We start from the raw sequence: 13,842 nt of genomic DNA, 5'->3' as shown, positions 1-13,842 counted from the left end.
CTCGCCCGCCGGAGCCCTGGCTGCGAGCGGGGGCGCCCGACCGGCGGCGCGAGGGCGGGTTCCCCGCGCCGGGCCGGGAAAACCCGTCCGTACGGGGAAAGATCCACCAGCACCGGGGGCGCGCCCGGGTGACCGGTACCGCGGGCGGAATCGGCCGGTGCGGTGATTGACCCGTCCGGGCCGGGGAACCCCTGGCGCATGGCTGTCGATCACACGCAGGCTCCGGTTCTGGAGGCACTGGCCCGCTACCGGCAGGCCGGGCAGGTCTCCTTCACCCCGCCGGGGCACAAGCAGGCCCGGGGCGCCGATCCGCTGGTGCGGGAGGTGCTGGGGGACGCGGTCTTCCACAGCGATCTGCTGGCCTCCGGCGGTCTGGACGACCGGCTCGGCCGGGGCCGGGTGCTGGACCGGGCCGAAGCGCTCATGGCGGACGCGGTGCGCGCCTCGCACACGTTCTTCTCCACCTGCGGCAGTTCCCTGTCCGTCAAGGCCGCGATGCTGTCCGTCGCGGGCCCGCACGAGAAACTGCTGGTCGGCCGGGACGCGCACAAGTCCGTGGTGTCGGGTCTGATCCTGTCGGGCATGCGGCCGGTCTGGGTGGACCCGCAGTGGGACGGGGAGCGCGGCATCGCCCATCCCCCGTCGGTCGAGGCGTTCGAGCGGGCCTTCGACGAGCACCCCGACGCCCGCGGGGCGCTGGTGACCAGCCCGACGCCGTACGGCGCCTGCGCGGACCTGGACGCGCTGGCGGAGGTGTGCCACCGGCGGGGGCGTCCGCTGATCGTGGACGAGGCGTGGGGAGCGCATCTGCCCTTCCACCCGGACCTGCCGTCCTGGGCGATGGACGCCGGCGCGGACGTCTGCGTGACGAGCATCCACAAGATGGGCAGCGGCCTGGAACAGGGGTCGGTGTTCCATCTGCGCGGCGATCTGGTCCGGCCGACCGTACTGAAGTCACGGGCGGACCTGTTCGGCACGACCAGCCCTTCGGTGATCCTGTACGCGGGCCTGGACGGCTGGCGGCGGCAGATGGCCCTGCGGGGCCGGGACCTCCTCGGCCGGGCCCTGGACCTGGCCACGCGGGTACGGGCGGCCATCGGGGACATCGACGGACTGCACGTCGACGGCCGGGCCGACTACTGCGGCCCGGGGCTGGCCGCCGACTTCGACCCGCTGCCCGTGGTGATCGACGTCAGCGGGCTGGGTACGTCCGGCTACCGGGCCGCCGACTGGCTGCGCGCGCACCGCTCCGTCGACGCCCACCTCGCCGACCACCGGCGGATCAGCGCCCAGCTGACCCACGCCGACGACGACACCACCGCCGGGGTGCTGCTCGACGCCCTGCGCGACCTGTCGCGGCACGCGGCGGACCTGCGCCCGGCCCCCGCGGCCGAGGTGCCGACGCCCGGCGAACTGCGGCTGGAGCAGGTGTGCCTGCCGCGCGACGCGTACTTCGGGCAGGTCGAGGACGTACCGGCGAGCGCCGCGGCGGGCCGGATCGTGGCGGAGATGCTGACGCCCTACCCGCCGGGCATCCCGGCCGCGCTGCCCGGCGAACGGCTCGAAGAGCCCGTGGTGCGCTACCTGACGAGCGGGGTGCGGGCCGGGATGAACGTGCCCGACGCGGCCGATCCGGAGCTGACGACCATCCGGGTGCTCGTCGAAGGGGACGGCTGACATGCGTACGGCGCTCATCGTGATCGACATGATCAACTCGTACGACCACGCGGACGCCGAGCAGTTGCTGCCGTCGGTGCGCGACGCGCTGCCCGGCATGCTGCGTGCCCTGGAGCGGGCCCGCGCGGCGGGCTCGGACGTCGAAGTCATCTACGTCAACGACAACTTCGGCCGGTGGCGCTCGCACCACGACGAGCTCCTGCGTACGGCGCTGGACGGGCCGTACGCCGGCCTGGTGGAGCCCGTCCGGCCCGACGACGCCTCGCTGTTCGTGGTCAAGGCCCGGCACTCGATCTTCTACGAGACGCCGCTGGAGTACCTGCTCGGCCAGCACGGCATCCAGCGCATCGTGCTCGTCGGCCAGGTGACCGAGCAGTGCGTCCTGTACTCGGCCCTCGACGCGCACATCCGCCACCTGGACGTCACGGTCCCGCGCGACGCGGTGGCCCACATCCACCCCGACCTCGCCGACGCCGCTCTGCGGATGATGGAGCGGAACATGGGCGCGGACGTGACGGATTCGACGGCGGAGAAGCTCTTCGGGTGAAGAGGGCGTCCGGAGCCTGCCCGTGGACCGTCCGCGGGAGCGGCCCACTGATGCCGGGCACGGAGCAGCGGGCCGGGCGCCGGGCGCGCGGCATCAGTGCCCCCGGCCGGGGACGCTGTCCACGGGCCCCGGCGCGTGCCAGGTGGTCCCGGATTCCGCCGGTGCGGGCGGGGCCGTGCCGTCCCGGGGCGCGGTGTGTTGCAGCTCCAGGTAGCGGGCCGCGGCCTTGGCCGTCGGGGTGAGCGGTCCTCCCGCCGCCGTGAGCCGTCCGAGCAGCGCCGTGAGCACGTCGAGCCGGTAGTCCTTGACGGCCAGTGCGAGCGCGGCGTCCGCGGCCACGTCGTCGGGCGCGGCGTGGGCGTGCGGCCGGGGAGGCCGGCCGAGCGCGTCGTAGAGCACCGCGCAGAGGATCCCGGCGACGAACATCGTGTGGTAGGTGTGCTGGAAGGAGTAGGCGGGGCGGGCCGCGGGCGCCAGTTCCCCGTACTCGGACGTCGAGAACCGCGGGCTCGGCAGATAGCCGAGCCGCTCCCACACGCCGGTCAGCAGGTCCCAGCCCGCGCGGGTGTACGCGCAGGTGGTGCCGGGGCGCAGCATCGCGGCGGAGAAGAGCAGTTCGCCGGTCAGGTCGAGGTTCTCGCTGCCGAGCTGGAGGGCCAGGCAGGAGTCGAGGGTGGCCAGCACGGCGTCGGTCCCGACCCGCGGATCGGCCGCGCGCCGCCCGAGGTCGGTGCCGAACATGATCGCGTGGGTGAGGGCGTAGACGTCGTTGGGGTGCATCTCGACCGCCGTCGTCTGCGCGTACAGGACGGATCCGGGCGGCGCCTCGATCGCGTACCGGCTGCGGCCCCCCGGGGCGAGCGAGGCGAGCCATTGCTGTTCCATGTAGCGGTAGGGCAGCCGTTCGGGCACGCGGGGGTTCGCCGCGGCGACGGCCGCCGCGTGGAGCGCTTCGTAGCGCGCGTCGGGGAGTCCCATGCGGTCGAGGAGCAGGTGCGAGGTGCCGATCGAGGCGGCGGACTGCGGGATGCGCGCCAGCAGGTCCGCGTTCCGCGCGCTCCTGGCGTACGGCAGCAGGACGTCCGCGAGTTCCCGGACGGCGGCCGCGATCCGCGGCTCCGCGTGGCTCACCCGGTGGCAGGCGAAGGCGAGCAGGGCCGCTTCGACCACGATCTTCTCGTTCATCGAGACGACGGGGTCCTGCTTTCCCTTCCAGTGCTTCTCGTAGGAAAGGAGCCGCGGTATGTGGCGCGCGGCGAATTCGAGGACCTCGCACATCCGGCCGCCGAGATACGTTCCGTCCGCGGCGGTGCCCGCCGGCGAACCGGCGGGCACCTGATCCTGGCTAGGCAAGGTCACTCCGCACGCTCTCCGCGACCGCACCGGACTCCTCGGTGGGCTGCGGCATCCCCTGGGTGACGAGGAAGTACTCGTTGCAGCACAGGATGTGGAGGTCCGGGTCCGCGGGCCCGTCGTCCGACGTCGTCGCCTGCGACTCCACCAGCTTCCCGAGGGTCAGGCCCCCGTCGACCACGCCCGCCCTGATGAGTCCCGAGACCATCTTGGTGACCTCGCTGTGCGTCAGGCTCTCTTTCATGTTTCTCCTCTTTCTTCGGTGTTCTCCTTCCTTCTTCGGCGGCCCTGGCGCCGGTGGATTGCACGGGTACTTGAATGCCGTGCGTTGTGACAAACTCCGCAAGCGGAGCCGCGTTCTCGGCGTAACTCCTGTTTCCCGGAGGGAATCCCGGTACGCGGGGTGCCGCTTCCGTACCCGATCGTTCCGCTCCGGGCCGCTCGCGCGTAGCCGGACCGGTCAGCGGCGACGACCCCCGAATGGTCCGTACCAGGGCCGGCTGCGCATACGGGCGACTACGGGGCGGGCGACGGGCGGACGGGCCCGCCCCTACGCGACACCCCGTCAACTCGGCATCAAGCGGCGGGTGTTCCGGCACCGCAACAGCGTGCCGACGCGATGCCGGAACGCCCGCCGCCGACAGAGGCAGCCGCCTGCTCTCGACAGCGCGGCACCCACCCCACCCCCGGACACCCCCCACCTCCCGGCACCTCCCTCTCCCCCCCCAATGGTCGATATGTCGATTAAGGAGTACTTTGGGAGGTGGCATCGGGGGCATCACCGGACCTTGGTGATGACGTCTCTTCGAGGGAGCGAATGATGCTTGCCCAGACTCTCCAGCCCACTGGCCTCACACTCGACAAGGAAGCACTGGGGTGGGTCGCGGCCCAGCCCGAAGCCCCGCTGAGCGACGCGCCGGTCCCCGCACCGCACGGAGCCGCGTGGGGCGTTCTGCTCCTGGGCCTCCTGATCTCGCCCAAGGAGCCGAAGGAAACGAAGCGCCGGTGATCTCCGAGCGCTCACGGACCGCGCACAGCGAATCGGCCGACCAGTTGGCCCGTCGCGCCCTCGATGCCCTCCAAGGCACCGGGGGCGCCGCCGTGGCCGCGGCCCACGTGGAGGCAGCGGCGGAGTCCGGCGGCGACCCGGCGGTGGCACTGGGCGCCGTCCGCATCCTGGGGGCGGACGTCCTCGCCCCGTATGTACTGACCGGTCAGACCCCTACCGCCGGTGAGACCGCCGCGATCGGCCTGGCACTGAGTGCGCTGCCGCCCGCCGGGACGCCCCCTCCGGTGCCGCCCGCCGGTCCCGAGGAGGCCTGGATCATGGCCTGGATCGACTGGGGCCTGGCCACCGTGCTGGCCCGCCTCGACCCCGCCAATTCCCCGGTACGGGCAGCGCCCCTCCCCCAGGGCCCTCCACTGTGCGACGACTCCGCCCCCCGCGGTCTGCCGCCGACGGCCGGCCCGGACGGCGGCGACCGCACGGGCGGCCCCGGCGCCCCCGTGGAGGAAGGCTGGGTGTCCTGGTCCGTACGGATGGGAAAGCTGGCCTCACTGGCCCTGCCGGGACTGGACGGCCCGGTGCACACCGCCGCCCGGTCCGGCGCCCTGGGCCTGGCCCGCGGCGCCACCCGCGCCACGCTGCGGCGGGACCACCCCACCGCCGCCCGGATCACCCGCTGGCTGGCCTGGCTCCGCGCGGACGGAACCGGACTGCCGCTGGATCCCGCACCACTGACCGAACACATCGGGCTGCTCGGCGGCGGCGACCGCCCCGCTCTGGACACCGCCGTCGCCCGCCGCCTGCTCGGCCTGGAGGACGTATGAGCCCGGCCCCGGCGCAGACCGCGCACACCATCGGTTCCCGGGCCCTGGCCTGGCTGCACGCCAACCGCGAGTACGGCAAGCTCTCCGACTGCCCGCGGGCCGACCTCGTCGACGACGCCGACACGTACAAGGGCCTGGGCGAAGCGGCCCTCGCGGCCTCCCTGGTCCTGCGCAGCGGCGTCGCCGGGACGGCCGAACTGGCCCTGGCGCGCGAGCTGCTGGAGTTCTGCTGGCAGCAGGTGGAGAGCGGTGCGCTGCTGTACGAACGGCTGCTGCGCCACCCCCTCAAGACCGACCCGCTGGAGACCTACGCCCACTTCGTCCGCGGCGGCTACCGGCACCCGCAGCTGGACCGGCTGCTCGCCCACACGGTCACGCTGCGTTCGACGCACGCCGTGGAACACGTACCGAACCGGCGGCTCGCGGTCGCCAACTCCGCGCGGGTCCTCGACCTCGACCAGGGCCCGGCGGCCTACGACTGGCCCTCGCTGACCCGGGCCACCTGGCTCGGCGCCACGCCCGAGCCCTGGCACATCGACTGGCTGACCGGGTACGGCGTCACCCACGCCGCCTTCCACCTCACCGACTGGGGCCGCCTGCCCGCCGGGCTCCCCGACGGCCTCGTCGACTACCTCGACCGGTGGCTGCCGGTGTGGACCGACATCTGGGCGGAGTGCGGCCAGTGGGACCTGATGGCCGAGCTGATGATCGTCGGCGCCTGTCTGCCCGTGCCGTGGGCGGAGACCGGCGACTGGCAGCGGCTGGCGGACATCCAGCACGAGAACGGGCTCGTGCCCCGCGACGACGAGCCCGTCGAAGGCGACCCGGCCGAACTCTTCGACGCCCACCAGCACCCCACCGTCGTGGCCGTCGTCGCGGGCACCATCGCCCTCACCCGGGCGCTGGGCGACACGGGGCAGCCCGGCCCATGACGCCCGGAGCGCCGGCCGCGGCAGCGCGCGACCTGTCCGAAGACCTGCCGCCGCGGGACCTGCCGGAGGCGCTGCTGTCCGCCGCCCCGGGCGCGAGTGCCGTCGCCGTCGGCCTGTATCGGCATGGGCAGCGCTCCTTCTTCGTCCGGGGCAGCACCGCGTTCGAGGGCGGCGTACCGGTGGAGCCGTCCACCCGTTTCGAAGTCGGCTCGCTCACCAAGACGTTCACCGCGCTGCTGTTCGCCGAGCACGCCGCCCGGGGCGAGGTGGGCCACCACGATCCCGTCGCCCGCCATCTGCCTCCGGGCACCTGCGTCCCCGTACGCGGTACGGACATCACCCTCACCCATCTGGCCACCCACACGTCGGGCCTGCCCCGCCTGCCTCCGGGGCTGCTGCGCTCCGCAGGCCGCCGTCTGCCGGTCAACCCCTACGCGGGCTTCACGCGCGCGGACGTCCTGCGTGCCCTGGCCCGTACCCGGTTGCGGTCCCGGCCGGGCACCCGGGTGCGGTACTCCAACTTCGGTGCCGGCCTCCTCGGTCACGCCCTGTGCGGCGCGTCCGGCGGACTCCCGTACGACGAACTGCTCGCGGCCCACGTCCTGCGGCCCCTCGGCCTGCACGACACGAGCGCCACAGCGGCCCCGCCTCCCGGCACCACCCAGGTCACCGGGTACCGGCACCGCCGCCCCCGGCCGCCGTTCAGCATCCCGGGTCTGCCCGCCGCCGGGGCCGTACGCTCCAGCGCGCGCGACCTGCTGACGCTCGCCGAGGCGCTGGTCGGCCCGGGGACCGCGGACGTCACCGGCGTACCGTCGGCGCCCCTGCGGACCGCCCTGGAGGACGTCACCCGCCCACGGCTCGTCCACTCCCGCGGCGCCTCCCGGCTCGCCCTGATCTGGAACATCCGGCCCCGGCCCGACGGCGCGGGGCTCTACCACCACTCGGGCGGCACCCCCGGCTGCACGGCCTTCGCCGGTTTCAGCCCGCGGCACGGCACCGCGCTGGTCGCCCTGGCCAACTGCGCGCCGGGCCTCGGCGCCCCGTTCGTCCAGCAGGCGTACGACACCCTGTCGGACCTGCTCCGCACTCCCGCCTGACCCCGGGCATCGTCCCCGTAACTGTCCCCGTGGCCGTCCCGATGACCGTCCGTGGCCCTCCCGGAGCGGCCTCCTACCCGTACGCCTCGCCGCCCAGCTCCAGGGCCGCCGTGCCCGCCGTCGCGTCGGCCAGCCAGGCGCGGAAGCCGTCCAGGTCGGATTCCGGCAGCCCGATCTCGAAACGTACGTCGGCCCCGTACGTCACCTCGCGCACGGCCCGGCCCGTGGTCCGCAGATCGTTCTCCACGCGTCCCGCGCGCTGGTGGTCGACGGTGACGGTGACCAGGCGGAAGCGCTGCCGGGTGACCGTGCCGAGCGCGTCCAGGGCCTCGCCCACGACGCCCCCGTACGCGCGGATCAGGCCACCGGCCCCCAGCTTGACGCCACCGAAGTAGCGGGTGACCACCGCGACGGCGTACCTGACCTCGCGGCGCACCAGCATCTGGAGCATCGGCACCCCCGCGGTCCCGCCCGGCTCGCCGTCGTCGCTGGCCTTCTGCACTCCGCCGTCGGCCCCGAGGACGTACGCGAAGCAGTGGTGCCGCGCGGCGGGGTGCTCCTTGCGGATACGCGCGATGAAGTCCTGGGCCTCGGTCTCGGTCGCCACGGGGGCGAGCGCGCAGATGAAGCGGGACTTGTTGATCTCGATCTCGTGAACACCCTCGCGCGCGAGAGTCCGGTACTGCTCCTGCATCAGGCCACTCTATGTTCCACCGGGAGTGCCCGGCGCCCACGGGAATCTTCGCCCCCTCCCGCACGTTGGCCGGTGCAGACGGCCGCCGATGTGCGGCCACGGCCGACGGGCCCCGGCCCGACCCACGGGAGGCAGCTGTGTACGGCGATCCGGCGACGATCCGCAGGATCCTTCGGGAGACCGGCGACACCTGGGCCGTCGTGGGCCTGTCCGCGAACGAGAACCGCGCGGCGTACGGCGTCGCCGGCGTGCTCCAGCGCTACGGCAAGCGCATCGTCCCGGTCCATCCCAAGGCCGAGACCGTCCACGGCGAGCAGGGCTACCCGACCCTGGCCGCGATCCCGTTCCCGGTCGACGTGGTGGACGTCTTCGTCAACAGCGGCCTGGCGGGCGGCGTCGCCGACGAGGCCGTGGGGATCGGCGCCAAGGCGCTCTGGTTCCAGCTCGGCGTGATCGACGAAGCGGCGTACGACGCGGTACGGGCCGCGGGCCTGGACATGGTGATGGACCGCTGCCCGGCCATCGAGATACCCCGCCTGGGCTGAGGCGGATCAGCGTGCGGACGCGGGGTCGATGAGGAAGGTCTGGTTCTCGCGGCCGGTGCACCGTTGCAGTGTCAGCTCGACGCCGCTGTCCGTACGGGCGTCCCGCACTCCGAGGCACTGCCCGCCGTCCGCGCGGAAGACGTACCGGCCGGACGCCTCGCCGTTCGCCGTCGCCTTGCCGCTCGTCCGGGAGGATTCGGGGTCGGGTTTGGATCCGGGGTCGGGTTTGGATCCGAGGTCGGCTTCGGGTTCAGGGTCGGCTTCGGGTTCGATGCGGAAGCTGCTGGCACGGGCGCAGGCTTCCCACGGCTCCAGCAGACCGTCCGCCGCACCGCCCGACAGGGCCTTCAGGCAGCCCTTTCCGAGGTCGGGGTGCACCCACGCGATGCGATAGCTGTCCGTACCCACCGGTTCGAGTGCGGTGCGCTGCGGCGCCACGCCTCCGCACGGCCGCTGCACGGCCACGAGGGAGGGGTAGCGCTGGTCCTGGACGCGTCCGTCGGTCACGCACAGGGCGGGTGCCGCGGCCGGGCGGATCCGTATCCAGCCCGCGGGGACTCCGGCGCCCCGGCCCCGCGCGCCGGACCGCGCGCCTTCCGGTGTGCCTTCCGATGCGCTGTGTCCGGTCTGCCGGTCGGTCCGCGCACTGCTTCCGGGACCCGCCGTGGAGGAGGAAGCGTCGGAGGCCAGCATCCATGCGGTGGTGGCGGCGAGGACGACGGCGACGGCCGACGCGATCAGCACCGGTGTCCGGCGGGCCCAGACCGGGAGCGGCAGACGCCGGGAGCGGTTCCCGGCCATGTCCGGTGTGACCGACACATCCGGTGTGACCGATGTATCCGGTATGTCTGGTGCATCCGGTGTGGTCCGGGCCGCCGCCCGTTCCGCCGCGGCCGCTTCCGCCGTCGCCGTACGGGCCCGGGTGGCGACGTCCTCGCGGGCGTCGAGCCAGGCCGTGACCCGTTCATCGCCCTCGCCGCAGGCGCGCAGGAAGACGGCCAGGACTTCCGGGCGGGGCAGGCGTCTGCCACTGAGAACGTCCGCGAGCGTACTGCGCGCCAGCACCTCCCCCTGCTCGGCGGCGCGCTGTTCGAGCTGCCGGTAGGTCAGCCCGCGGCGCTCCTTGAGCTCCCGCAGCATCGCGAGGAATGCGGTCACGTCACGGGCCTCGGCCGGGTCCGTGCTCCCCCTGGTGTCCATGGCGCGAATGATCGGGGCACGCACCCCCGTACGGCTATTGGAGAATCCGCCAAGGCTGCGCGCGGGAGGACGCCGACCGGACAGCGGACGGACACGCCCGGAATGCTCCGGACAGGGGCGCTCATCAGCCCGGACACCCGGCGTCATGCTCCGGACATCCGGCATCACGCTCCGGACGCGCCGGACGGAGCGCGGGCGCGGCTGTTCCGGAGGGTGGTTTTCGGACAGCGGGACGGGCGGCGCGCCCTACTCCCCCGGCACCGTCGCCAGTCCGTCGAGGACCGTCGCGCCCGGCAGTTCGGCCAGCGCCTTGCCCGGCACGATGAGCTTGCCGCGGCGGCTGCCGCTGCCGATCAGCACGTACGGGGTGTCCGCCACGGCGGCGTCCACGAACAGCGGCCAGGCCGCGGGCAGTCCGATCGGGGTGATGCCGCCGTACTCCATGCCGCTCTCGCTGACGGCGGTGTCCATGGAGGCGAAGGACGCCTTGCGGGCACCGAGCCGGCGCCGTACGGCTCCGTTCACGTCGGCTCGGGTGTGCGAGAGGACCACGCAGGCGGCGAGGGTGACGGCGCCGCCGCGCTTGCCCGCCACGACGACGCAGTTCGCCGACTGTTCCAGGAGCCACGCGCCGTGGTGCTCGACGAGGACGGCGGTGTCCGCGATGGCCGGGTCGGTGTCCACGAAGCGGAACTGTTCGACGGGCACGGTGCCCCGCCAGCCGCGGATGGCGGTGGCGACCGGCCCGGTCAGCAGGTCCAGGCAGTCGGTGGCGGCGTGTACCTCGTCGAAGGCGTCCATGGGCTCGGGCATGGCGCCCAAACTAACAGTTCGGCCGGTCCGTGCCCCGTGCCGTCTCAGCGGGCGGGCGGAATGAGCACGGCCATCGTCATCACCAGCGGCCGGTCGCCGTCGTTGCGGTAGCCGTGCGCCGCCTTGGCTTCGAACGTCGCCGAGCCGCCCTCCGGCACGGTGTGCTCCGCGCCGTCCACGACGAGGGTCAGCCGCCCCTCGGAGACGTGCAGCAGTTCCACCGTGCCGGGCGGGTGCGGGTCGGACGTGCTCTGTTCGCCGGGCATCAGCCGCCACTGCCACAGTTCGAAGGGGCCGGGCGCCTCTCCGCCCACCAGGAGGGAGGTGTAGCTGCCTGCCTCGGTGGACCACAGGCGCACCGCGTCCCCCGGCGCCACGACCCGCACGTCGGGGCCCTGCTCGTAGTCGAGCAGGGTGGTGATGCTGACGCCCAGCGCATCGGCGATCTTGACGGTGGTCCCCACGCTCGGGTTGGTCCGGGCCTGCTCGATCTGGATGATCATGCCGCGGCTGACTCCGGCGCGGGTGGCCAGCGCGTCGAGCGTGTAGCCGCGCTCGGCCCGCCAGTGCTTGAGGTTGCGGGCCAGCGACTGGGTGAGCTGGTCGAGATCGGTCACGGTCCGGTCCGTCCAAGGGCGAGGGCGCGGCCCGCGCGGGCGTTCTCCGGGCGCGGGGCTACGGTGGTGCACTTCAGCGTTCAGCACACTGTACTGCGCCGGGGCGGTCGGGCGGCGCTGCCTCAAGGGGCCTCGGCGGTGCCTCAGCGGTGCCGCTCGATGAGCATGCGGGCCATGTCCTGCGCCCGCCGGGCGGCCTCGGTGTCGCCCTCGGCCGCCGAGATGATCGACCCCTTCATGAGGATGTGCCAGGAGCGGGCGAAGTCGTCGGTGTCCCGGAGCCCGGCCTCCTCGGCCAGGGAACGCACGATGGCGCGGATGTTCTCCAGGTAGCCGATGCTCGCCTGCCCCAGCGGGTGGTCCCGGCCCATCTCCAGCAGCACGTTGACGAAGGCGCAGGCGTCGAAGTCGGGGTGGCGGAACCACTCGTCGAACACGTCGAAGACGGCGAGGAGCCGCTCCTCCGGGTCGGCGCCCCGCTGCCGCGCGCCGGCCTCCACGAAACCCAGGGTCCAGCGCTGCTCGCGGCGCTGGAGGAACGCCAGAACCAACGCGTCCTTCGAAGGGAAGTTGCGGTAGAGCGTGGCCTTGGCCACCTGGGAGCGGGCGATCACCTCGTCGACGCCGACCGCGCGGATACCGCGCCGGGAGAACAGCTCGTAGGCCGTCTCCAGGATGCGCTCGCGCGCCTGGGCGGGCGGACGGACCGCCGGCACCGCGGCATCGGTGGCCGTCGCGTCCCGTGGAGCCATCGTGTCCCCCTGACAACGTGGTGGTGATTGTGGACAGGCTCGTCCGACCCTGACACGGTAAGGGCATGGCCCCTGAGACAGAACTGTCTGGCCCGGACCGCGTGAACATTTTGACGGTCCGCACCCACCTGCACGGCGACCGGGCCGTGCTCAGCCCCAGAGGAGAGATCGACTGCGCTTCCGTACCCCTTCTCGACCAGGCCCTGAACGGGCTGCCCACCGTGACGAGCAGCGTGACCCTGGACATCGCGGAGGTCACCTTCATGGACTCGGCGGGCCTGCACTTCGTGGAACGCCTGCACGCCTTCGGCCACCGGCGCCGCATCCTGGCCCGTACCCGTAACTGGGGCAGCCAGCCGAGCCGGCTTCGGGAAGTCGCCCGCCGTCCCTGACGTCCCGCGGCAGCCGCGGTGCGCATCCGCCGGGCAAGCACAGCACGCGACGGCCCTCCTTCTCCTGGTCGGCCTGCCCCGAGCAGCCCGCCCCTCCGCCGCCGATCCGTACGGCGCCGGGGTGGTCGCACCGGGGCATCGGCGGCTAGCTTCCGTACATGGAAGGAGCCGAGGCAGTCTTCGATCCCTGGTCGCCGGATTTCGTCGACGACCCGTACCCCGCCTACGCCGAGCTGCGCGCCCGCGGCCGTGTGCACCACTTCGGGCCCTCGGACCAGTGGCTCGTCCCGCACCACGCGGACGTCTCGGCGCTGCTCCGGGACCGCCGGCTGGGCCGCACCTACCGGCACCGCTTCACCCACGAGGAGTTCCGGCGCACCGCGCCGCCGCCGGAGCACGAGCCGTTCCACGTCCTCAACGACAACGGGATGCTCGACCTGGAGGCGCCCGACCACACCCGTATCCGCCGCCTGGTCGCGAAGGCGTTCACTCCCCGCACGGTCGAGCGGCTGCGGCCGTACGTCGAGGACCTGGCGGACCGGCTGGTACGGGATCTGGTCGCGGACGGCGGCGGGGACCTCGCGGCGCGGGTCGCGGAACCGCTGCCGGTCGCGGTGATCGCCGAGATGCTCGGCGTCCCGGAGGGCGACCGGCACCTGCTCCGGCCGTGGTCGGCCGCGATCTGCGGCATGTACGAGCTGAATCCGTCCGCCGGTACGGCACGGCGGGCGGTCGCCGCTTCCCGTGAGTTCTCCGGCTACCTGCGGGAGTTGATCGCCGCTCGGCGGGCGGCGCCCGGTGACGACCTGGTCTCCGGGCTCATCGCCGCGTACGACGAGGGCGAGTCGCTGAGCGAGCAGGAGATGGTCTCCACCTGTGCCCTGCTGCTGAACGCGGGGCACGAGGCGACGGTGAACGCCACGGTCAACGGCTGGTACGCGCTCTTCCGCCACCCGGCGCAGCTGGCGGCCCTGCGCGCGGACCCGGCCGGGCTGCTGCCCACGGCGGTGGAGGAACTGCTGCGCCACGACACACCGCTCCAGCTCTTCGAACGCTGGGTGCTGGACGACATCGAGATCGACGGCACGGTCGTGCCGCGCGGCAGCGAGGTGGCGCTGCTCTTCGGCTCGGCCAACCACGACCCCGCGGTCTTCGACCGCCCGGAAGAGCTGGACCTCGCCCGCGCGGACCATCCGCACCTCTCCTTCAGCGCCGGTACCCACTACTGCATCGGCGCTCCGCTGGCCCGCCTCGAACTGGCCGCCTCGCTGGGGGCGTTGCTGCGCAGGGCTCCGTCGCTGCGCCTGGCCGCCGTCCCGGAACGCAAGCCGAACTTCGTGATCCGGGGGCTGCGCGGGCTGGTGGTCGAGGTGTGACGCAAGAACGCCGG

General features: G+C 73.3%; 16 protein-coding genes. 9 read left to right on the top strand and 7 right to left on the bottom strand.

Translation table 11 applies throughout. The features are described 5' to 3' along the window. Positions 1-198: 198 nt before the first annotated feature. Together A6A06_RS18930 and A6A06_RS18925 are read left to right on the top strand one after the other, a co-directional pair. Positions 199-1,677 (top strand): aminotransferase class I/II-fold pyridoxal phosphate-dependent enzyme, encoded by a 1,479-nt coding sequence (locus A6A06_RS18930; protein WP_073762485.1) that lies wholly within the window; start codon positions 199-201, stop codon positions 1,675-1,677. A 1-nt stretch (position 1,678) separates the two neighbouring features. After that, the gene (locus A6A06_RS18925) at positions 1,679-2,224 is read left to right on the top strand and encodes a cysteine hydrolase family protein (protein ID WP_073762484.1); all 546 of its coding nucleotides are present in this window, start codon (positions 1,679-1,681) and stop codon (positions 2,222-2,224) included. A gap of 93 nt (positions 2,225-2,317) precedes the next feature. Here A6A06_RS18925 and A6A06_RS18920 read toward each other — a convergent pair whose 3' ends face one another. Continuing rightward, positions 2,318-3,577 (bottom strand): DUF6895 family protein, encoded by a 1,260-nt coding sequence (locus tag A6A06_RS18920; protein ID WP_199930991.1) that lies wholly within the window; start codon positions 3,575-3,577, stop codon positions 2,318-2,320. Further along, positions 3,570-3,821, bottom strand: a complete 252-nt coding sequence (locus A6A06_RS18915; protein WP_073762482.1) for a hypothetical protein — start codon at positions 3,819-3,821, stop codon at positions 3,570-3,572. Before A6A06_RS18915 ends, A6A06_RS18920 begins: the two co-directional genes overlap by 8 nt. 576 nt (positions 3,822-4,397) lie before the next feature. On the opposite strand from A6A06_RS18915, the gene A6A06_RS18910 reads away from it, so the two are divergent. Genes A6A06_RS18910 through A6A06_RS18895 form a run of 4 tightly spaced genes read left to right on the top strand, consistent with a single transcriptional unit; the run spans position 4,398 to position 7,439 of the window. Then, complete coding sequence (locus A6A06_RS18910; RefSeq protein WP_199930990.1) at positions 4,398-4,586, top strand: hypothetical protein; 189 nt, start codon at positions 4,398-4,400, stop codon at positions 4,584-4,586. After that, positions 4,583-5,407, top strand: coding sequence for a hypothetical protein (locus A6A06_RS18905; protein WP_073762480.1), 825 nt, complete (start codon positions 4,583-4,585; stop codon positions 5,405-5,407). Before A6A06_RS18910 ends, A6A06_RS18905 begins: the two co-directional genes overlap by 4 nt. Next, positions 5,404-6,339 carry a DUF6895 family protein gene (locus A6A06_RS18900; RefSeq protein WP_073762479.1) on the top strand — a complete coding sequence of 312 codons (936 nt, stop codon included), beginning with the start codon at positions 5,404-5,406 and terminating at the stop codon, positions 6,337-6,339. Before A6A06_RS18905 ends, A6A06_RS18900 begins: the two co-directional genes overlap by 4 nt. Next, positions 6,336-7,439 (top strand): serine hydrolase domain-containing protein, encoded by a 1,104-nt coding sequence (locus A6A06_RS18895; protein WP_079194130.1) that lies wholly within the window; start codon positions 6,336-6,338, stop codon positions 7,437-7,439. Before A6A06_RS18900 ends, A6A06_RS18895 begins: the two co-directional genes overlap by 4 nt. A 73-nt stretch (positions 7,440-7,512) precedes the next feature. On the opposite strand, the gene A6A06_RS18890 is transcribed toward A6A06_RS18895, so the two are convergent. Further along, positions 7,513-8,133: a YigZ family protein gene (locus A6A06_RS18890; RefSeq protein ID WP_073762478.1), complete on the bottom strand. Its 621-nt coding sequence runs from the start codon at positions 8,131-8,133 to the stop codon at positions 7,513-7,515. 137 nt (positions 8,134-8,270) lie between these two features. Here A6A06_RS18890 and A6A06_RS18885 point away from each other — a divergent pair, with 137 nt between their 5' ends. Beyond that, complete coding sequence (locus A6A06_RS18885; protein WP_073762477.1) at positions 8,271-8,678, top strand: CoA-binding protein; 408 nt, start codon at positions 8,271-8,273, stop codon at positions 8,676-8,678. 6 nt (positions 8,679-8,684) lie between these two features. Here the strand turns inward: A6A06_RS18885 and A6A06_RS41805 are convergent, their stop codons facing one another. From A6A06_RS41805 to A6A06_RS18865, 4 genes are all read right to left on the bottom strand, one after another. Then, the gene (locus A6A06_RS41805) at positions 8,685-9,878 is read right to left on the bottom strand and encodes a helix-turn-helix domain-containing protein (RefSeq protein WP_073762476.1); all 1,194 of its coding nucleotides are present in this window, start codon (positions 9,876-9,878) and stop codon (positions 8,685-8,687) included. 246 nt (positions 9,879-10,124) lie between these two features. Beyond that, positions 10,125-10,691, bottom strand: a complete 567-nt coding sequence (locus A6A06_RS18875; RefSeq protein WP_073762475.1) for a YbaK/EbsC family protein — start codon at positions 10,689-10,691, stop codon at positions 10,125-10,127. A 44-nt stretch (positions 10,692-10,735) separates the two neighbouring features. After that, positions 10,736-11,308: a helix-turn-helix domain-containing protein gene (locus A6A06_RS18870; protein ID WP_073762474.1), complete on the bottom strand. Its 573-nt coding sequence runs from the start codon at positions 11,306-11,308 to the stop codon at positions 10,736-10,738. A gap of 143 nt (positions 11,309-11,451) precedes the next feature. Beyond that, positions 11,452-12,060, bottom strand: coding sequence for a TetR/AcrR family transcriptional regulator (locus A6A06_RS18865; RefSeq protein WP_073762473.1), 609 nt, complete (start codon positions 12,058-12,060; stop codon positions 11,452-11,454). A gap of 65 nt (positions 12,061-12,125) precedes the next feature. Between A6A06_RS18865 and A6A06_RS18860 the strand changes: the two genes are divergently transcribed. After that, positions 12,126-12,452: an STAS domain-containing protein gene (locus A6A06_RS18860; protein WP_199930989.1), complete on the top strand. Its 327-nt coding sequence runs from the start codon at positions 12,126-12,128 to the stop codon at positions 12,450-12,452. Between the two features lie 158 nt (positions 12,453-12,610). Further along, a complete protein-coding gene (locus A6A06_RS18855) occupies positions 12,611-13,828 on the top strand; it encodes a cytochrome P450 (RefSeq protein WP_073762471.1) in 1,218 nt (405 codons plus the stop codon). Positions 13,829-13,842 lie beyond the last annotated feature (14 nt).

It is taken from the genome of Streptomyces sp. CB02923 (genome assembly GCF_001905005.1).
In the GTDB taxonomy this organism is placed as follows: Bacteria; Actinomycetota; Actinomycetes; order Streptomycetales; family Streptomycetaceae; genus Streptomyces.
This window is presented reverse-complemented; position numbering and strand designations above follow the sequence as displayed.